This window comes from Exiguobacterium aestuarii (genome assembly GCF_020171655.1).
Taxonomy (GTDB): Bacteria; Bacillota; Bacilli; order Exiguobacteriales; family Exiguobacteriaceae; genus Exiguobacterium; species Exiguobacterium aestuarii_A.
In genome coordinates this window covers 1,432,978-1,452,556 of record NZ_JAIVAC010000001.1, presented here as the reverse complement: position 1 = coordinate 1,452,556, position 19,579 = coordinate 1,432,978, and the positions used below count along the sequence as shown (strand labels likewise).

Genomic DNA, 19,579 nt, shown 5'->3' with positions numbered 1-19,579 from the left:
AGATGCGGCAAACGTTTGCTGCCATCCAGATGACCTCAAACCGACCAGTGCTCGAGATGCGTCAAGGTCGGGCGGACATGTCGATGCAGCAAGGGAAAGCCGAGATGACGCAACAGACGACTCAAGGGAAACTTGAGATCGACTCTTCGGTGGCACGGAGTGAGAGCAACCTGAAAGGGGCGCTCGAACTCGGTCAATCGTTCGGACAGATGGGGGAACAAGGGGCCCGCGAGGCGATGATGAACATCGCCCGTGAAGGGGACCGCATGATGCGCATCGAGAACGGCAACCCGATTGCCTCGATGGCGGCAGAGAAAGTGAACGACCCGTATCCGATCGTCGAGATGGGCTATATGCCGAAATCGATTGACCGTGTCAAGTTGACGTATACGCCGGCGGATGTGAAAATCGAATGGAATATCACACCGCCACAGATTGATGTATCGCTCACACCGGCGGACATCTCGTTCACGCCATGGACGACGGATATTTCTCTCCGTCAACAGGCATCGCTCGAGATGTGGCCGGTCGGTGGGATGTATGATGAAACGCGTTGAAAGTGAGGACAATCCATGTTCATTGAAACAGACTACTTTGGCAAGATTGAAATAAATGAAGCGGAGACGATTACGTTCGTCAGTGAGATTCCAGGATTCCCGGATTCGAAGACGTTCGTCTTGATTCCGTACGGGGAAGAGCTGCCGTTCTGGTCGCTCCAGTCGATTGAAGAGAAGGCATGCGCGTTCGTCGTGACGAATCCGTTCTGGCACAAGTCGGACTATTCGTTCGAACTGTCGGACGGGGCGAAGGATCAACTCGGAATCGAGGAGGCGGAACACGTCTCGGTTTACTCAATTGTCACGCTCCGTGAGCCGTTCGATGCATCGACGCTCAACTTGAAGGCACCGATCGTCATCGAGACAAAGGAACGTCGCGGGAAGCAAGTCATCTTAGATGATGCCTACCCGGCCCGTTATCCACTCGGCGGCACGAAGGCGGAGGTGCGCTGATGCTCGTATTGAAACGAAAACAAGGCGAGGCGATCCATATCGGGGACGACGTGACGCTCACGGTGCTCGCCATCGAGGGCGACCAGGTGAAACTCGGAATCGATGCCCCGCGCCATATCGATATCCATCGACATGAAGTGTACATTCAGATGCAAGAAGAGAACGAGTCGGCACGGAACAGTGCCAACTTGATGAAGCAGATGATCAAAAAGCAGTCGGAAGCGTGAGCTTTCGACTTTTTTTGTAAATCTAGAATGTAAGGGTGACATTTTTCACCTAGTTGGGATAGGATGGAAACGGAAAGGGAAGGAGGCGAATCGATGGGAACGGTCATCAACCAGTTTTTTATTAATATCAGTATCATCTTTTTACTCATGTCGTTAACGTTCTATGTGATGCGGACGGTCTTGCCGATTCAACCGTCCTCCCCGCTGTTCGTCCGTTTTTGGTTCGGGGTATCGAACGGGTTGACGGCGATTTTGTTGACCTTAAACGCCATCGAGCTTGGCGATGCGAGAATCGATCTCCGTCTCATCCCGATCGCCTTGTCGGCGACGTACGCCGGACCGTTCGGTGCCGTCGTCACCCTCGCGCTCATCTTTATCGGACGCATGACGCTGCATGGGATGAGTGCCCCGTTCGTCGATTCGATTCTCATGTTCGTCGTCTTTTACATCTTTTCGCTTCTCCTCTCGCGTGTCCCGATGCATCGCTCACGAGGATATGCCGTCTATGTCGGATTCGGTGCGCTTCTCGTCTTGATTCGCGTGACCGGCAGTGTGGATACGATGGTGTTCGTGAACGTCTTCATCCCGTACTTCCTCATGCTGTCGCTCGGGGCGTGGCTCTGTTATTGGGGGGCGCAGAAGCTCGAGACGCATCTATGGATGTTCCTCCTGCATACACATCGGGCGACCGTCGATGAATTGACGGGACTCCCGAACCGTTACCGGACGCTCGAACAGATGAACGACTTGGAGATGTCCGGGAAGCCATGGACGTTACTCGTCATCGATGTCGATCACTTCAAGCAGTTGAACGATACATATGGTCATCTGGCAGGAGACGCCGCGCTCCGACATATCGGTCAGACGCTCGAACGGCACTGTCCGCCAGGCGGGTTCGTCGGTCGTTACGGCGGGGAGGAGTTCTTGCTCGTGATCGAAGGGTGTGAACAGGCGAAAGAAGTGGCTGAATCATTAGTTGAGACGGTGCGCCACACGACGTTCGAATGTCAGGGCGAGGTCATCCCGATGACCGTCTCGATCGGTGCCGCGGTCGCCGGGCACGAACCGAGCATGGTCGTGTTCGAACGAGCGGACGAGGCTTTATATGAGGCGAAACGGAATGGACGGGACCAGGTCCGCTTCGCCTAAAAAATCCCCTATAACCGTTGGCGAATGGTGTCCAGCGGTTATAGGGGATTTCACGTTTAGTGAATGTTTTTCTTCTTAAACTGTCCGCCCCGGACGTCGTGAATGTTGCCGATGGCGAGGAACGCCTTCTCGTCATAGTCGTCGAGGATGTCCTTTAGTTTCGTCTCCTCGAGTCGACTGATGACCGTGAAGACGACCTTCTTCCCGTCTCCCGTGTAGGCCCCTTCTCCGTGGAGATACGTCACACCCCGACCGAGCCGGTCCATGATCGCCTGACCGATTTCTTCCGGAGCGTTCGTGATGATCCACGCCGCCTTCGACTGATCGATCCCCTCCAAGACGACATCGATCGTCTTGAACGCGATAAAGTACGTGAGGAGCGAGTACATCGCCCGGTCCCAGCTGAAGACGAAACCGGCCGTCCCGAGGATGAAGATGTTAAAGAACATGACGATCTCTCCGACTGAGAACGGTAATCGGTTCGTGAAGGCGACGGCGAGAATCTCGGTCCCGTCGAGCGACCCACCGGCGCGGATGACGAGTCCGATCCCGGCCCCGAGCAAGAAGCCCCCGAAAACGGTCGACAACAGCAAATCGTCCGTGAACGGCTTGATGTCATGCAGGACGATCGTGAACGCCGACATGAGGAGGATCGCCGTCAACGTGACGACGGCGAACGTCTTCCCGATTTGCCGATACCCGAAATAGATGAACGGCAAGTTGAAGAGGACGAGCCAGATGGCGAGTTTCGTCTCCGTCAAATACGACACGATGATCGAGACCCCGACGATCCCACCGTCGATGATCTGGTTCGGAACGAGGAACGCCTCCAGACCGACCGCGAAGACGAGGGAACCGAGTAGCAAGAGGACGACTTTCGCAAACAGTTCGGACGCCTTGATCGGATTATGTTCGCGCCTTAAGCGCTGCACTTCCTCCGGTGTCGGGGAAGGCATGGGTGTACGCTGCATACGTGGTGCCCCCTTTCCATTTTCTTAAGTATACCAAAACGAGCCGATACAAAATCCTTTGAGACAGAGAATCTGACATGAATATTCAGAATAGATTGATGATTCCCTGTAAATTATTTCAGTATTATTTTGTGGTAGGCTAAGAAGGTTGTTGAACATGAGAAGGAGGTCCATGCATCATGAAACGAGAGAATAGAACCTGGTTGATGGGGTTTCAAATCATCATGAACATCATCGGTGGACTCATTGCGGCGTATGGGTTGGAGTCCGTCCTCATCCCGAACAACGTGTCGGATGGGGGCGTCACCGGCATCAGTATCGTCGGGTCGCAGCTAACAGGGTTGCCGCTCGGGATCTTTATCGGGATTCTCAATATCCCGTTCATCTATCTCGGGTATAAACAGATCGGGAAAAGTTTCGCCATCCTTTCCGTCACAGGGATCGCGTCGTTGTCTGTCGGTACGGTGATCATGCACCACGTTCCGACGATCATCGAGGGCGACGCGCTCCTCATCACCGTAGTCGGCGGAATCATCCTCGGGTTCGGGATGGGGATTTCCCTCCGTAACGGGGGTGCGCTTGACGGGATCGATATGCTGGCCGTCCTCTTGTCCCGTAAATTACCGTTCGGGACGAGTGACTTGATTCTATTTTTGAATACGTTCGTCTTCATCGTCGTCTCGACGGTGTTCGGGCTTCAAGGAGCCGTCTTGTCGGCGATCGCCTATTTCATCGCCTCGAAAGTGATTCATATCGTCGAAGAGGGATTGAGCGGGGCGAAGACGTTCAAGATCATCACGAGTGAACCGCATGAAATGGTCGAGACGATTCGGGATCGTCTCGGACGGAGCGCCACCTTGAATCAGATCCAAGGTGCGTATTCAAAAGAGAGCTATTATGAAATCACATGTGTCATCAACCGGCTCGAAGAACGAAAAATCAAGGACATCATCGACCAAGTCGACCCGAAAGCGTTCGTTGTCGTGTACGAGGTGACAGAGGTCAAAGGCGGGAATTTCCAAAAACGCGATATTCATTGACGGAGGGCCACGTGCCGTCCGTTTTTTTATACATGTGGCGTGAAAACATTCCATACGCATGAAGCGATAAGGCAGGAAATTGGACGCAAAAAGTGGAATGAGACGAGGCAAGAGAAAGGGAGGATGGAGCATGTATGCACTGATCGGAAAGCTCGTCACGAAAGTGGGACAACGGGACCGACTCGTGGCGATTTTATCGGAAGCGGCACGGGAGATGGAGGCGACGTCGGACTGTGAATCGTATCGGGTCCACGTATCGCTCGACGAGGCGGACACGGTGTTCGTCTATGAAGTGTGGCGGAGTGAGGATGCGCATGCGGCGTCGTTGTCGCTTGCTGAAGTGAGGGCGTATATCGATCAGGCGAAGCCCATCCTCGAGCGGATGGAGCGGATCGCCGCGCTCGAACTGCGGACGTGACGGAATCATCGAATCAACAGGCGGATGACTACGTGTCGTCCGTCTTTTTTGCAGGAGAAATAGATGAATACCGAGAACAAGACAGGATTCGGAAAGGAGGGAACGTATGCGTCCACTCATACTCGGTGTCTTCGCGGCCTTGTTTTTTGCGAGCACGTTCGTGTTGAACGAAGTGATGCAAGTCGGGGGAGGTAGCTTTGCCTATAGTGCCTCGCTCCGCTTTTTATGGATGATTCCACTGTTGATGCTCGTTGTCGCTTTACGGGGCGGGCTCAAGCGGGTCATCTCGACGCTTAAAGACAATCCGCGTCCGTGGATCGTCTGGGGGACGGTCGGGTTTGGGTTCTTTTACGTTCCCATCTGTCTCGCCGCTGAAGTCGCACCCCCGTGGCTCATCGCAGGCACGTGGCAAGTGACAATCGTCGCCGGGGCACTGTTGTCACCACTCTTTAAGAAAGCGGATGGGTCACGCGAACAGATCCCGTGGCGAGGACTTCGGTTCTCGAGTCTGATCTTGATCGGGGTCGTCTTGATGCAAGTCGAGTTCTTCGAGACGTTCGAACCTCGTTTCCTATGGCTCGGTGTCGTCCCGGTCGTCATCGCGGCTTTCGCGTATCCACTCGGCAACCGCAAGATGATGCAACAGACGGACCTCGACGTGTTCGAACGCATCCTCGGCATGTGTCTCGGGTCGCTCCCGGTCTGGTTCTTACTGTTCGGGTACGGGTTGACGACGGGTCGTCCCTCATCGAGCCAGCTCGGGCAGACGTTCCTCGTCGCCTTGTTGTCAGGGATTGTCGCGACCGTCCTATTTTTCAAGGCGACGGACCTCGTCAAGCACGATATGGGAAAACTGGCGTCCGTCGAGGCGACGCAGGCGCTCGAGGTGTTGTTCGCCTTGATCGGTGAGCTCCTCTTCCTCCATGCGGTCATGCCGTCCCCGATTGCCTTAGTCGGGATCACGCTCGTCATGATCGGGGTCGTCTTCCATAGTCGGAGCCAGTTCATCGAGCTTCCGATGGCAATCGAAAAGGAAGCATAAAAAATACCTCGCTCCTTCGAGCGAGGTATTGTCATGAACTTGTCGTCAAACTGCCTTTGACTTTGTCATAGAAGTCATCCATCATACCAGTACGGCTACCGAGCTGGCAGATGAGTTCGAGCGTTTCTTTATAGAACTTTTTGACGAGTCCTTTGTTTTTGATCCCGTCCATCGACGCGAGCGTCTTGTCGAGGTTCTCTAAAATCTCTTTGATCTGTGCGTCCGAGTCCGGTTTGACGACCGTCATGTTCTCCGGGATGCTGACGACTTTCTCTTGACCTTGGTGGCGGAACGATGCGCCGAAGCCGAGGTTCTCGATGAAGAGGTGCGGCATGACCTTTTGACCGAAGAAGTGCTTGTGCCAGTCTGTCGCTTTCATCGTGTCCATATCTTGTTTGAACGTGGAAGCCGTCGAGACGTATTGTTTAAACAAATCCGTCATGAATTTCTCGATGACCGGGATTTGAAGGGCGAAGACGTTTTTCAAGAGCGCGTCGAGCTGAGCGCGCGTCAAAGTAGTTTCGTTAGACATGTCAGTTCCTCTTTTCTCTAATACGTTATTACCATCGTATGGGATTGGCGGACGGTCGTCAATGTAAGGGGAAACATTTTTTCAGAATATTTGATGAAAAGTCATCAACTTGTGGGATAATCAAGTGAAGACATTAACAAGTAGGGAGTGGTTCTTGTGAACAAATCGATGAAGTGGGCGCTCGCGCTCGGTGTGACAGGTGCATTGGTGGCGACGGTCGGTGTCGTCTCGTCCCGGGGACGGACAGAGGATACGACGCAGACGATTCGTGACCGAGAGCTCGGGTACGAGATCATCTTGCCGTCAAAAATCGTTGCGGCGATCGAGCGCGGTGACGTCTATATCGAGAAGGCTCAGGACGTCGTCGACATCGGGGACACGAAGAGCTACAGCACGTTCGATTTGTACTATAACGTCGAGGACGGCGACGACCAACTCTTGTTCCACTTGGACTTGATCGACCGTGAGTTGACGGAAGAGGCGTTCGCGACAGAGGTCGGTTACGGCAACTATCTCGGCACGAACGACAAGACGTTCTTCTGGGTCGAACCGACAGAGGCCGTCCCGGGTGCGGAGGCGCATACGGACGAGATCGCTGAATTGATTGAGACGCTCCCTGAGTTGGAGTTCCGGACGTTATAATCTCGTAAGTTGGCTCGCTACGGCGGGCTTTTTCCTTTGTGCTACAATACAAATGAGGTGATGTATATGAATTGGACAGTAGAAGAAGTCAAGCAAGCGAATGATGTGAAAACGTTAGAACAGGCGGTCAACATGAGTGAGAAGATCGACGTCAAAGTCGGTCATGAGTCGGTCGGACAGAACGACTATGCGGTATATGACGGCGAGACGCTCGTCGGGTATCTCATGCTCTTCCCGTATCTCCCGAACGAGTATGAGGTGAATGCGCTCGTCCATCCGGAATACCGGAAGCAAGGCGTCTTCACGGCATTGCTCGAGACGGCGAAACGTGATGCGAAACTGAACGGCTGTGAGGCGTTCACGTTTGTCATCGACCGGAACTCGGCATCTGGGAAGGCGGTGCTTGAACATCTTCAGGCGGCGTACCAGTTCTCGGAATACAATCTTGTCTTGAAGAAGGCGGAATTGTTCTTGAAACCGGACGAGGTATCGCTCCGTGAGGCGACGGCAGACGACCGCCCGCTCATCATCGCGACACTCAGCGAGGCGTTCGGTGACCCGGTCGATGTGACGGAAAACATCTATCAGCAAATTGATACACCGGACCGTGTGACGTATATCGGCGAAGTTGACGGCAAACCGGTCGGCGTCATCCGTGCCCTTCTCGTCGGTGACGATGCGGCAAGCATTCACGCATTCGGCGTCAAGGCAGGAGAGCAAGGCAAAGGCTACGGCACGAAGATGTTGAAACAAATGGTACAACAACTGTTCCGCATGGGTCGGACGAAAGTCGAGCTCGATGTCGAGACGGAAAACAAGGCGGCGCTCGAGATTTATAAGCGCGCGGGCTTCGCAGAAAATGGCGGCTACGAGTTTTACATGATCGAATTATGAGGTGACCCACATGGTGAAAAATCTGAAATGGCTCGGTGCAGCGTTTGAAGCATTTCTTGGGATCCCGATTCTCGGTGGTCTTTTCATCATCGGGATGGGCTATTCGCCCCTCGGATTCATGTTCGTCTATCACGTCATCGTGTTGATTCTCTCGTTCAGCCGACTGAACCGATTCTCGTACGGCGCGGCCGTCGGAATCACGGCATCAATCCTCGGGTTCATTCCGATCGTCGGGATGATGCTCCACTGGGCGGCAGCGATCACGCTCGCGATTGACGCGGCGACGACTCCGCGACGGGTGACGCGCGTCGAACGTGACGATGAAGCATTTTGACGAAACGTACTCCTTTCTGGGGTACGTTTTTTCATTGACCAAACGTTCAACTGAAAACGCTATACATTCATTGGAAATCGGACGATATAGGGAGTGATGAACACAATGAGGAGGAACAACACAGTGAAAGTATTTAAAAACTTTACGACGCAATTGCTCGCGTGGATTTTGGTCACGTCCTTTATCACGGGCGGAGCGGTCGGCTACATCACTCTATTGCTTTTGACAGAACTCGAGATGGAACAAGGTCAGGTCATGCTCGTCGGTACGGTCGTGGCGTTACTCATCTCGTCACTCGGCGGCATCGTCATTTACTTGATTGCCCGTCGTCCACTGAAAGCGGTCGAGATGGCTTCTGAGAAAGCCGTCGAGGTCGGGAACGGCGATTTGACGGTCCACTTCGCGGACGAGAAGACGACAGACCGTTCGGAGATGGGACGTTTGCTCTTGTCGATGGACAACATGGTCGAACACCTTCGGGAACAAGGGACGAATATGCGTTACACGGCGGACCAGTTGACGGGTTCGGCGCAAGAGATCGCGGCAGCGGTCCAAGAAGGAAACGTGGCGGGTGAAAACATTCGTGTCGCGATGGATGCCCTTAACAAGATGTTAGAAGACAACGTCAGTGCGACGTACAACTCGATGGACTTACTTGGAGCGGTCGCGCGTACGATGGAAAGCATTCGTCAAGAGATGTCATCGGCGCTTGATTCGGCGAGCGAGATGCAACAGGAAGCGGAGAGCGGGAAAGGGCTTGCGTCGTCTTCGGTCAACGCGATGCATGCGATTGCTGGGAAAGTGGAGCAATCCTCGACACTCAACAGCCAGTTGACAGAGATGACAGGCGAGATCTCACGCATTACGGATGTCATCAGTGACATCTCGGCACAGACGAACTTGCTTGCTTTGAACGCGTCGATTGAAGCGGCACGTGCCGGGGAGCATGGACGTGGATTCGCTGTCGTTGCGGCAGAAGTGAAAAAGCTCGCGGAACAAACAGCGAACTCGACGCAAGAAATCACAGATCTCATCGTAGACGTGAAGCGTCTCGTTGGCGACACGTCATCGTCGATGGCGAACGTCAAAGCAGAAGTCGAGACAGGCGTCGGCTTGGTTGAAAAAGCAGGTGGTGCGTTCGCATCAATTCACAATTCGGCAAATGAAGTGTACAGCCATGTTCATTCGGTCGATTCACTCCTTGATGAATCACGTGGTCAAATCGATTCTGTCGTGACAAACTCGGCAGGCATCGTCGGGATGGTCGAAGAAGCGTCGCGTTATGCGAATGAAGTGACGTCAGCGGCGAGCCAGCAAGCGGCAAGTCTGGGAGAAGTGAACGGAGCGATGACAGAGCTCGTTCGTGTCGCGGAGAGTTTGCAGAATGAGACGGAACAGATGAAGGTGGAAGCATAAAATATAAACATACCCCCATGGATGTCGGCGATGAGAAGTCGGTATCCGTGGAGGTATTTTTTTGATTTAAACAGATTGTCTAAACAGTATTGATTGAATTCCTTATCGGTTAGAACACAAAAAGACGAATCGGATCACATGATGCGACCGGATTCGTCAAATAAATCAATAGATGAAACGTGGGATATCGAATTCTGCTGTATAAGAATCAAGCAATTTATAAATCTCGTGAATCTTATATGTCTGTTTAAACGCCCATCCAATGTCTGTCGCGTATTGATACGTTCCAGGTTTTGCTGGATTAAAGCGCATCTTATAAAGAGTGTTCTGTTGACGTGAGTTATTGATGTATCTCTCACTGATCCATTGTCCGCCTCCGTAAATGGCTTGTGCCGGAGTGAACCATCCATTAGTGAAGGCATGCTTCGCTCCGCCTGCCAATGGATTTGCATCAGTTGCGCCAATTCCAAACATGTTGTAGACCAGATGTTTCTTTGTAGCGTCTGATGTACTTAAGTTTCCGTTAGAATCGACCCAAACACCTTTTGCAAGTGTGGATGTCCCGTTTCCGGTTTCGAGGAATGCATGTGACATCAAGTATACTTCATTGATATTGAAGGCTTTACCCGCATCAATGAATGCTTGAGCTTGTCCAGCGAGAATTCCTTTACCAACGAGTGCTTTGTTCAGAACAGCTGCAGATGCATTGGTCGGTTTCGAAAGGTCTAAGAACTGGAATGATTCATAAGGCGATTCAAGCGCTTTTTCAAATTCGACCAAACGTGGGTCGACACGGTTCAAGATATCTTCCTCGGTTGCCAAACGCCATGTGTTATCGAATACGCTTTCCGATTCTCCTGCTTTACGTGTATAGGTAATAAGATAGAAGTTATCTTTTACTCCTAACACATTGACAATGCTATTTACATTTAAAATACCGTAAATATGAGAGTTCGTGTTCGAATCAGCTCGAACACGGAGGCCTGAAACGGTAATTCTACCGGTATTCGTACCTTCAATGAGTTCAACATATTCTTGTGAGACGTAGGCAGCTGTGCCTCTATACTTATCGGTTTGAGCATTGACACCTTTTTGGATAGCCACCATGTCTGTCAATTTGTATGCGTAGTCTGTGTAATTCAAGACAACATTTTTTGATCCAGGAATTGTCTCAGGAACCGTTGGACCTGTGTAAGGCTTGATGTAATCGCGACTGACATAAGCCGTGACGAAGTTATCATTGACGACGAATTCAATTTGAGACCAATCACTGTTCACATCTTTAATGACACCGATGATTTGATTTTTCTCTAATTGACCGATTTTATTCGTAGACGTAACGCCCGGAGTGCTTCGTACGTTCAAACCGTCTACTGTGACGACAGCTTCATATTTGATTTCATAATCGGTATCGTCAGCAGGTACACTCGGCTTGGCTGGCGCTTTTTCAGTCAAGTATTGCTTCGCGACGTAACCAGTCTTTCCGTCATATTTCACTTTATACCAATCGCCGTGTGATGAGACGTATTCGACTTTCTCGTTTGGTAAAATCGTCATCAAGAGACTGCCGCTCGTTGATGCCTTGTCACGTAAGTTCAAGTTGACTGTCGTGTAATAGTATTTCTTCACGACTGGCGTTGTCGGTTTTGGAGGAGTCGGTTTGATTTCTGACAAATATTTGCTAGATACATAACCTGTTTTGCTACCGTATTGAACACGATACCAACTACCCGATGTTGAGATATATTTGACGGTCTTGTTTTTCGGGATCGTCACGAGAATCTTGCCTGACGTAGATGCTGAACTACGTAAGTTTAAATTCTCTGTCGTTTTATAGGTTTTTGATGTGGCGTTTGTTGTCGGTGGTTTCGTCGTAGGAGGTTTCGCTGCCGGTGTCGATACTTTCGTCGCTTTTATGTAGCTAGACGAGACATATCCAGTTTTTGAACCATATTTGACACGATACCAACTACCCGATTTTGAAATATACTGAACTTCTTTACCTTTTGGAATCGTGAGGATGCGTGATCCCGATGTCGACGCTTTCGATCTCATATTCAGATTGGCAGTTGTCGTATATTTTGTAGTCGTTTTGTTCGAATTAGTTGATGTTGTTGGTGGCTTCGTTGTTGAAGTAGAGTCTTCTTTTACGACTTTTGTCGTCGTTTTCACGTATTGAGACGAGACGTATCCGGTCTTCGAACCATATTTGACGCGGTACCAGCTACCTGACTTCGAGATGTATTGAATCTCTTTCCCTTTTGGAATCGTGAGGATACGCGATCCAGAAGTCGATGCTTTTGAGCGCATGTTCAAGTTGACCGTAGTGGTATAGACGTTCTTCGTTGAACTAGAAGATGATGAGGTCGATGTCTTCGAAACCGTTGACGTCGCTTCTTTAATGACTTTGTTTTCAGACTTTACATATTGAGAAGAGACATACCCAGTCTTCGAGCCATATTTGACGCGATACCAGCTACCTGATTTCGAGATATATTGAACCTCTTTGTTTTTTGGGATTGTCAATAATACGTTTGCTTTTAAGCTCGCAGACGAACGTAAGTTAAGATTTTCTGTAACGCTATATACTTTTTCGACTTTCTGCGCACTTGTCGATGAAGTCGAAGTCATTTTGAGATAAGTCGAAGATACATAGCGCTTTTGCCCTTTGTATTCGATTTGTGCCCAAGATCCCTTTGTGCTCAATACAGAGACTTTTGTCCCTTTTGTGAGCTTCCCAACGATTGGGGAAGATGTAGAGGAAGATTGTCGGACATTTAACACGGTTGTGTCGACGGTTGCAGTTTTCGATGCGGCGTCTGCGTGTTGAGTATAAAGTGTAGCGAACAATACGCCACTTAAGAAAATAGCTGTACTCAACCGCTTAGTTTGTTTGTTCAATGGTTTCCCTCCTTGATTGCTAGTTCAATATAAAGATGACTCGACACAAGTATAGAGAAAGTAGGGAAGTGATTGAAAGGAAATATTTCAAAAAGGGGTAAACGTTTCTAACAAAGAGGAAAATTAGATAATTTATCCTATTGTTGATAGGATTTTTTAGACGTAATGGATGAGAGGGGTGAGAAACCAAGAAACCAAGAAACCAAGAAACCAAGAAACCAAGTAGTATAAAGACGGAAAAGAAAAAGAAAAAATGATGAAAGAACTGTTAAACAATCTGAATAGGGTTCCGATATAGAGTATGGAAACGATAAAACGTTCCAAAAAATGCAAGGTGAGGGGCCGGCCTAAACCTTGCATGCTCGGACAAATGGATTTGGAAGAGCGGAAAAACTTTAAACCTATGGAGGGAAATTACAATGATTATTAACCACAACCTTAATGCTATGAATGCACACCGCAACATGGGCTTCAACACGACTAACACTGGTAAAGCGATGGAGAAATTGTCTTCAGGTCTTCGTATCAACCGTGCAGGGGATGACGCAGCTGGTCTTGCGATTTCTGAAAAAATGCGTGGACAAATTCGTGGACTTGACCAAGCTTCACGTAACGCACAAGATGGAATTTCGATGATTCAAACTGCGGAAGGCGCGTTGAATGAATCACACTCAATCCTACAACGTATGCGTGAACTTGCTGTACAAGCAGGAAACGATACAAACACAACTACAGACCGTGGTGAGATTCAAAAAGAGATTAACCAGTTAACTTCTGAAATCAACCGTATCGGTAACACGACTGAGTTCAACACACAAAAACTATTAAATGGTGAAAAAGATACGGTTGGTGGAATTATTACGACTTCAAGTGTTGCTGGGAAAGCAGCTGGAGGCGGAACGCCAGCAGTAGCTGGTCAATACACTATTGATGGTACTTCACAAATCTCATTCGGAGCTTCAGAAACTTTCGAATTAGATGGAGTAACATTTACTGCAGTTACTGATTACACAGACGTTGCATCACTTGCCGCAGCAATTAATGCTGATGCTACATTAGGTGCGAAATACACTGCTTCAGATGCTTCAGGAAACTTACAATTAGTTCAAAACGCTGGGCAAGAGAGTGCTACTGCACCAGCAGTAAACAATAACGGTACTCTTGAAACAGCAACTGTTGACACACCAGGCGCAGCGGCTGGAGCACCAACTACAGCAGCAGTAGCTGGATCGTTTGTCACATCACAAATTGATTTGTCGTCTTTAAAAGCAGGAGATAAACTTACATTTGCGCTTGATACGACTACATCTACGATGGAGTACGATGCAAAAGCAGTAGCTGGTGATGCTAATAAATTCAGCTCGCTTGCAGACTTAGCTACAAAACTTGGTACGGATTTAGGTGCAACTGTTTCTGTATCACAAGCTAACGGAGTATTCACGATTGCAGAAGCTGCTGGTAGTGAAGGTACTTATTCTTCACTTAAAGTTACAAAAGCTGGTGAGGAAGCCTCACTTCAAATCGGTGCAAACGAATCACAAAACATTTCGATTGGAATCAGCGATATGCGTGCAGAAGCACTTGGCTTAACGTCAACTGTTAAAGATGCTACTGGTTTCTCGAAAGATAAGAGCGTTACTAACGGAACTAACAACACAAACGTTGAGTACTCGCTTGATGTTACAACTGCTAAAGGCGCTGGTAATGCTGTAACAGTACTTCAAAAAGCATTAGATACTGTTTCGGCAGAACGTTCAAAACTCGGTGCATCACAGAACCGTCTTGAGCACACAATTAACAACCTCGGAACTTCAGCAGAAAACCTTCAAGCTGCAGAATCGCGTATCCGTGACGTTGACATGGCGAAAGAAATGATGAACTTCACGAAGAACAACATTCTTAACCAAGCTGCACAAGCAATGCTCAGTCAAGCTAATCAGCAGCCGCAAGCGGTTCTTCAACTTCTTCGTTAAGATTTTCTTTCGAATTTCTAATCAGTACACACAAGTTACTGAACATATAATTGAACCCGTCTCTCGCTTCTCGAGTGACGGGTTCTTTTGTCATATCATATATAAAACTAACTCTTCTTTTAAAATATTTTTCTTGATATCTTGCCATTTATAGACGACTGACCAATACGTACGATTCAATGCCTCGGCAATTTTAGCATCCGTCATCCCTTTTTGTTTAGCTTGAATGATGAATTGAATCTCTTTGTCTGTATAATCATTTTTTGCTTTAGAGACAACGACAGTCATGTCTGGATGTTTCGTTTTTTCCAAATTGAGTCGGTATTCCCAATCCAATTTTTTTCGCATTGAAGGGATTGCATAAGAATAAGGTTCAAAGTCATTCAAAAATCGAACCGCTTCTTCTGTTTTTTGAATACGTAGCGTGTAAAAATGACCATCGGATCGTTTGCTTAACACAAACTGATGATGGAATGTGCGAGCAATAAATGCACTCAATTGCTCAAGCTCTTCAGGGTAAAATGCTTGAAGATACAGATAGATATGGGGTGTGAAGATGATTTGGTTCAATTTAGACCGTGAGGACTTGGTCAAGGATAAGCTTCCATCATCTAAGTAAAGTGCAAGCAAAAAGACAGGGTGGGTACAATCTTCTAACAGGTGGATAGGTATATGTTTCTTTCGATCGACGTAACACTGCTCCCAAAGCCATGCGAATAATTCATCTTTCTCTGAATACAGTTCTGCGCTCGTTCCTGATTTCCGAATTTGGATTCCACTAAAAATACGAGGAACCGCTTTTAACTTCCACTCTCGATACTCCATCTGTTTCACAGAAAAATGTTCTCGGTACTGAAGACCTTTCTTTGGAATACTTTTTGATTTTGTTCTTGCGATTGTTCCATCCCCTAATAGTGTGCCGAGTAACAAACTTTTCTCAAAAACCGTCAACTCTTCCCACTTCACTTTGACCACTCCCTATTTTAGTAATCATACATTATTTAATTCCCGTTCCTTATGAAGCTCATTCATTTGACCGATATAGAAAAAGAGAAGGGGTTGAAGTTTATGAATCGTGAAAAGGTATTGGAACAACTACATCAAGTAAAAGAGTTGGGAGAAATACTTGATGAAAAAGAAGAGCTATTACGGACGATGAAATCTATCGCACTTGAAGCGATGAATGCCGGAGACTCGAGAAGAATAGTATTAAATCAATCATTTCAAGATTTACAAAACCAATTAACCTACCTCGAATCGAAGATTTTGGTCAGTTTCCCAGAATTTCTTAATAATTCAATAGAATAACCGATATATGAATTGAGAACATTTTAAGAGGAGTAGACGTATATGAATCCGACCATTTCTGAAGTCCGGCTTCACCTACCTTCTTCCGTCTTGCCTTATGAACAAACGAAAAACGTGTTCGTCGAAGCGAATCAAGCAAAGCTTGCCGACGAAGGCATCGTCATTCTTCCGACGCCTCAACACGTCACCAAGTTAGAGGCGGCCGTCGAGAAGGCGAATCAAGTGCTCGAACAACAACGTACGGGCTTGAAGTTTATGAAACATGAAAAATTGAACGATTATTATATTCAAATCGTGGATACAAACAACGAAGTCATCCGCGAAATCCCAAGCAAGAAATCACTCGATTTCTTTGCGGCGTTCATGGAGTTCAACCAACTCTTTGATGAACGGGTATAAAGGAGGATTCTCATGACGACACCGATCCGATTTGGCGGACTCGCCAGTGGAATCGATACGGATACGATTATTAAGCAATTGATGCAGGCTGAGCGTGCACCAGTCGATAAACTCGAACAAAAGAAACAAACAACGGAATGGAAACGCGATGCATATCGCGAAATTAACCGTTCTCTCATGACATTACGAAACAGTGCGGTCGACTTGATGTTCAGCCGCAACTTCTATGCGAAGACGTCGAGTTCTTCAGATGAGTCAAAAATTAACGTGACTGCCGGACCATCAAGTGGGAATAGTGCGGTTCGGATTGACTCGGTTACACAGTTGGCCAGTTCGGCGACAACCATTTTAGATGCTGTCGATCGTAATGGACAGAAGTTGACGAGTACAACAAAATTATCAGACATGAATGGATTTGTTGCCGGTCAAAAGCGGGTTATTCAAGAAACGGATGGAACCGAGTTAACGATTCCGAAAGATTTGGACTTTTCGACAGTCGTTTTAAAAGATGCGGCAGGAAACGTTTTAGATGCTGCTGACTTTGCATATGACGCAGCGACTGGAAAAGTCACTGCTACCAACACCACAAACTATCCTGGTGGAGTCATTCCAAAAGACGTTTCTGCTTCGTTCGCCTCTGGGACTGGTTTTGAAATTCAGTACAAATCTAGTACAACCGGGACGTATCAAAAGATAGAATTAGGTGCGGACGCGACGGTACAAGATTTAATGAGCAAGTTAAATAGTAAAGAGACAGGACTCTCTGCATTCTTTGAATCGTCTACTGGAAAAATTTCTTTGTCGACGAAAGAGACCGGGGCAACTTCTACTATTCAATTTGATACTAACTTCAAATCTGCCTTTAGTATGGGGACGGTTGTACCGACTGGACAAAATGCGAAGTTCGAAGTGAATGGGATTGAAGTCGAACGTGCTTCGAACACGACGACGATTGATAACATGACGTTGACATTAAAATCGACATTTGCGAGTGGACCTGTCACACTCTCCGCTGCCACCGACACCCAAAAAATCTTTGACAACATCAAAGGGTTCGTCGATAAATACAATGAGACGATTGATCTCATGAACAAGAAGACACGCGAAGAACGCTTCCGTTCATTTGCACCGCTCACACAGGCGCAGCGTGATGAGTTGTCGGAAGATGAAATCAAGAAATGGGAAGAGAAAGCGATGAGCGGGATGCTCCGTGGGGACACGATTCTTCGCGGGACGATGGACACGCTCCGTAGCAAATGGTCAGGCGCAACATCGAGCACAAACGATTTAGACATGTCTCGTTTATTCCAGATTGGTCTCTCGACCGGATCTGACTTCACGAACGGCGGAAAGATTGAGCTGAATGAAGAAAAGTTAAAAGCCGCCATCGAGAAAGACCCGGAACAAGTGTATAAACTGTTCACGGATGAAGAAACGGGACTTCTCCCGCAAATCCGTGACACGGCAAAAGACTCACGTGAGACGATCACGCGTATCGCCGGTGCGGACGGGGCGGGGGCTCCGACGTATTCAATGGGTCGCGAAATGACGCAGATGGATACTCGAATCAAACAATTAAACGATTTACTCATCGATAAAGAAAACGCCTATTACCGTCGCTTTGCGGCGATGGAAACAGCGATGAACCAGGCGAACTCGCAAGCCGCTTCACTTCAACAGTTTTTAGGCGGCGGAATGTAAGAGGAGGAATTTAAATGGTAGCTAATCCATATGCAGCTTATCAAAACAATGCGGTCACGACCGCGAACCCACAGGAACTGACGCTTATGCTTTATGACGGGGCGCTCAAGTTCATGCGCCTCGCCAAGCTTGCGATTGACCAGGGGAACCCTGATTTAAAGAACATCAACATCCAAAAGACGCAAGCCATCTTCCAAGAGCTTCGTCTCACACTGAATAAAGACATTGCCATCTCGACGAATTTGGACTCGCTCTATGAGTATATGTGGCGCCGTCTCGTCGATGCGAACGTCAAGAACGACACGACCATCCTCGATGAGGTACTCGATTTCACGACGGAACTCCGCGACACGTGGAAGGAAGCGATGAAACTGGCGAAGCAGTCATGATGCCGATTGATGAGATCATCTTAAAGACGCAACGCTTAAAAGAGTTGCTGGCACAAGTCCCGAAAGAGCCGACGTACGACACGTGGATGGAACAAATCCATGAGCTCTTGGACGACCGGGAACAGTTACTCGCGGCACACGGTCCTGATTTGGAGAAAGCCGATCAGACGGTTCTCCGGCAGCTCGTTGACGACAGTCAAAAGATTGCGCGTCTCATTGAGGCTGAACACCAGCGTCTCGGAATGACGCTCGGGACGACCCGAATGGAACGAAAGACGGTCAAATCGTACGTCGATCCGTATGAAGACGTCGATTCCAATTTCTCTGGTCTATTCGACCAACAGACGTAAAAAAGCTCGAGGGCATACGCCTTCGAGCTTTGTTGTGTTAAGAGGTTTTCACTTGACGACGCATCCGAATGATGAAATAAGATACCGTAAACAAGATCAGCCCACTTACCGTAAAGTTTAAATAGAGGCTGACGGCATCTTGAAGTGACGTCACTGGCGTAGACCCACCGAACCAAAGGAGTGGCAGGATCGTCAAGTGCATGACGCACCAGTGAATGAAAATCTGCTTTTTGAACGACCATTGTCGGACTTCATAAATGACGCTCGTGAGCCCGAGAAAGAAAGCGACTCCGGCGTAGACGAGCATGGCGTGTACGCCGTCCATATTTCCTGACCATCCTTGGTAGAGCGCGAGTATCGCGAACGGCAGCGACCATAAGAGGCTCCGTACGAACCCTTTCTTCACGAATTGCATATGTACCATCCCTTCATTGAATCGTTATGAATATATACGGATATCACGTAAAAAAGTTTCGGAGAAAAAGCGAGGATGAAATGACGTCTGTTTTCCGCTATAATCGGGTAAACATCATTGTAGCCGTTGCTTCTTTTCTGGAAAGAGGAGGGAAACGAGATGCGTGAGAAAGAGTCCAAACCGGTATCGTCACGGAAACGCCGTTATTTCGTCTATGGTCCAGAGGGAGCGTACGATGAGTATGTGGAACGGGACCCGAAACTCGAGGCGTATGTCGAGGACGATACGCCGTTTGAAGATCGTCCTGACCCATACGAGGAAGAAGAGCTGAAATCAAGAGGATAAGTGTATATGTCAAGGTCCGATTGTGGACCTTGACTTTTATTTTGCCTGGCATGTTTTCTTGTCACGGTACAGATTGCCAATTCGTTATATTCGTCTTAACCACTTTACTTTGATTATGAAAAG

The 19,579-nt window shown here is 48.4% G+C and carries 23 protein-coding genes; 18 read left to right on the top strand and 5 right to left on the bottom strand.

Translation table 11 applies throughout. From position 1 onward, the window contains the following. Positions 1-2 precede the first annotated feature (2 nt). The 4 genes from LCM29_RS07615 to LCM29_RS07600 all read left to right on the top strand — a co-directional run bounded on the left by LCM29_RS07615 (position 3) and on the right by LCM29_RS07600 (position 2,386). Positions 3-557: a DUF6470 family protein gene (locus LCM29_RS07615; protein WP_263600790.1), complete on the top strand. Its 555-nt coding sequence runs from the start codon at positions 3-5 to the stop codon at positions 555-557. A 15-nt stretch (positions 558-572) separates the two neighbouring features. After that, positions 573-1,010, top strand: a complete 438-nt coding sequence (gene fliW, locus LCM29_RS07610) for a flagellar assembly protein FliW (RefSeq protein ID WP_224861783.1) — start codon at positions 573-575, stop codon at positions 1,008-1,010. Beyond that, positions 1,010-1,237: a carbon storage regulator CsrA gene (csrA, locus tag LCM29_RS07605; protein WP_214785909.1), complete on the top strand. Its 228-nt coding sequence runs from the start codon at positions 1,010-1,012 to the stop codon at positions 1,235-1,237. Before fliW ends, csrA begins: the two co-directional genes overlap by 1 nt. A gap of 93 nt (positions 1,238-1,330) precedes the next feature. Then, entirely contained in the window at positions 1,331-2,386 is a 1,056-nt protein-coding gene (locus tag LCM29_RS07600) for a GGDEF domain-containing protein (RefSeq protein WP_224861782.1), read from the top strand. Between the two features lie 56 nt (positions 2,387-2,442). Here the strand turns inward: LCM29_RS07600 and LCM29_RS07595 are convergent, their stop codons facing one another. Next, on the bottom strand, positions 2,443-3,357 hold the full coding sequence (locus LCM29_RS07595) for a YitT family protein (protein WP_214693643.1): 915 nt from the start codon (positions 3,355-3,357) through the stop codon (positions 2,443-2,445). Between the two features lie 179 nt (positions 3,358-3,536). Here LCM29_RS07595 and LCM29_RS07590 point away from each other — a divergent pair, with 179 nt between their 5' ends. The 3 genes from LCM29_RS07590 to LCM29_RS07580 all read left to right on the top strand — a co-directional run bounded on the left by LCM29_RS07590 (position 3,537) and on the right by LCM29_RS07580 (position 5,857). Then, positions 3,537-4,397: a YitT family protein gene (locus LCM29_RS07590; RefSeq protein ID WP_224861781.1), complete on the top strand. Its 861-nt coding sequence runs from the start codon at positions 3,537-3,539 to the stop codon at positions 4,395-4,397. 130 nt (positions 4,398-4,527) lie between these two features. After that, entirely contained in the window at positions 4,528-4,815 is a 288-nt protein-coding gene (locus LCM29_RS07585) for a putative quinol monooxygenase (RefSeq protein ID WP_224861780.1), read from the top strand. Positions 4,816-4,921: 106 nt separating this feature from the next. Further along, the gene (locus tag LCM29_RS07580) at positions 4,922-5,857 is read left to right on the top strand and encodes a multidrug resistance efflux transporter family protein (RefSeq protein ID WP_224861778.1); all 936 of its coding nucleotides are present in this window, start codon (positions 4,922-4,924) and stop codon (positions 5,855-5,857) included. A gap of 31 nt (positions 5,858-5,888) precedes the next feature. Here LCM29_RS07580 and LCM29_RS07575 read toward each other — a convergent pair whose 3' ends face one another. Further along, a complete protein-coding gene (locus tag LCM29_RS07575; RefSeq protein ID WP_074033734.1) occupies positions 5,889-6,389 on the bottom strand; it encodes a hypothetical protein in 501 nt (166 codons plus the stop codon). 156 nt (positions 6,390-6,545) lie between these two features. On the opposite strand from LCM29_RS07575, the gene LCM29_RS07570 reads away from it, so the two are divergent. From LCM29_RS07570 to LCM29_RS07555, 4 genes are all read left to right on the top strand, one after another. Continuing rightward, positions 6,546-7,031: a hypothetical protein gene (locus LCM29_RS07570; protein WP_074033732.1), complete on the top strand. Its 486-nt coding sequence runs from the start codon at positions 6,546-6,548 to the stop codon at positions 7,029-7,031. A 66-nt stretch (positions 7,032-7,097) separates the two neighbouring features. Then, entirely contained in the window at positions 7,098-7,925 is an 828-nt protein-coding gene (locus tag LCM29_RS07565) for a GNAT family N-acetyltransferase (RefSeq protein ID WP_224861776.1), read from the top strand. Positions 7,926-7,935: 10 nt separating this feature from the next. After that, a complete protein-coding gene (locus LCM29_RS07560) occupies positions 7,936-8,259 on the top strand; it encodes a hypothetical protein (RefSeq protein ID WP_214760022.1) in 324 nt (107 codons plus the stop codon). Positions 8,260-8,382: 123 nt separating this feature from the next. Beyond that, positions 8,383-9,675 carry a methyl-accepting chemotaxis protein gene (locus LCM29_RS07555; protein WP_224861774.1) on the top strand — a complete coding sequence of 431 codons (1,293 nt, stop codon included), beginning with the start codon at positions 8,383-8,385 and terminating at the stop codon, positions 9,673-9,675. Between the two features lie 165 nt (positions 9,676-9,840). Here LCM29_RS07555 and LCM29_RS07550 read toward each other — a convergent pair whose 3' ends face one another. Then, positions 9,841-12,576: an SH3 domain-containing protein gene (locus tag LCM29_RS07550; protein ID WP_224861772.1), complete on the bottom strand. Its 2,736-nt coding sequence runs from the start codon at positions 12,574-12,576 to the stop codon at positions 9,841-9,843. A gap of 419 nt (positions 12,577-12,995) precedes the next feature. On the opposite strand from LCM29_RS07550, the gene LCM29_RS07545 reads away from it, so the two are divergent. Further along, positions 12,996-14,549 carry a flagellin gene (locus tag LCM29_RS07545; RefSeq protein ID WP_224861770.1) on the top strand — a complete coding sequence of 518 codons (1,554 nt, stop codon included), beginning with the start codon at positions 12,996-12,998 and terminating at the stop codon, positions 14,547-14,549. A 90-nt stretch (positions 14,550-14,639) separates the two neighbouring features. On the opposite strand, the gene LCM29_RS07540 is transcribed toward LCM29_RS07545, so the two are convergent. Continuing rightward, positions 14,640-15,515, bottom strand: a complete 876-nt coding sequence (locus LCM29_RS07540) for an endonuclease (protein ID WP_224861768.1) — start codon at positions 15,513-15,515, stop codon at positions 14,640-14,642. 102 nt (positions 15,516-15,617) lie between these two features. Between LCM29_RS07540 and LCM29_RS07535 the strand changes: the two genes are divergently transcribed. The 5 genes from LCM29_RS07535 to LCM29_RS07515 are packed head-to-tail and all read left to right on the top strand — an operon-like array spanning position 15,618 to position 18,696. Beyond that, complete coding sequence (locus LCM29_RS07535; RefSeq protein ID WP_224861766.1) at positions 15,618-15,857, top strand: hypothetical protein; 240 nt, start codon at positions 15,618-15,620, stop codon at positions 15,855-15,857. Positions 15,858-15,899: 42 nt separating this feature from the next. Next, complete coding sequence (locus LCM29_RS07530) at positions 15,900-16,256, top strand: flagellar protein FlaG (protein ID WP_114165849.1); 357 nt, start codon at positions 15,900-15,902, stop codon at positions 16,254-16,256. Positions 16,257-16,268: 12 nt separating this feature from the next. Beyond that, complete coding sequence (gene fliD, locus LCM29_RS07525) at positions 16,269-17,957, top strand: flagellar filament capping protein FliD (protein ID WP_224861764.1); 1,689 nt, start codon at positions 16,269-16,271, stop codon at positions 17,955-17,957. A gap of 14 nt (positions 17,958-17,971) precedes the next feature. Beyond that, positions 17,972-18,346 carry a flagellar export chaperone FliS gene (gene fliS / locus LCM29_RS07520; RefSeq protein WP_224861762.1) on the top strand — a complete coding sequence of 125 codons (375 nt, stop codon included), beginning with the start codon at positions 17,972-17,974 and terminating at the stop codon, positions 18,344-18,346. Beyond that, positions 18,343-18,696 (top strand): flagellar protein FliT, encoded by a 354-nt coding sequence (locus LCM29_RS07515; protein WP_224861761.1) that lies wholly within the window; start codon positions 18,343-18,345, stop codon positions 18,694-18,696. Before fliS ends, LCM29_RS07515 begins: the two co-directional genes overlap by 4 nt. A 37-nt stretch (positions 18,697-18,733) precedes the next feature. Here LCM29_RS07515 and LCM29_RS07510 read toward each other — a convergent pair whose 3' ends face one another. Then, on the bottom strand, positions 18,734-19,111 hold the full coding sequence (locus tag LCM29_RS07510; protein WP_224861760.1) for a DUF3021 family protein: 378 nt from the start codon (positions 19,109-19,111) through the stop codon (positions 18,734-18,736). Positions 19,112-19,270: 159 nt separating this feature from the next. On the opposite strand from LCM29_RS07510, the gene LCM29_RS07505 reads away from it, so the two are divergent. After that, on the top strand, positions 19,271-19,456 hold the full coding sequence (locus LCM29_RS07505) for a hypothetical protein (RefSeq protein ID WP_031422829.1): 186 nt from the start codon (positions 19,271-19,273) through the stop codon (positions 19,454-19,456). Positions 19,457-19,579 lie beyond the last annotated feature (123 nt).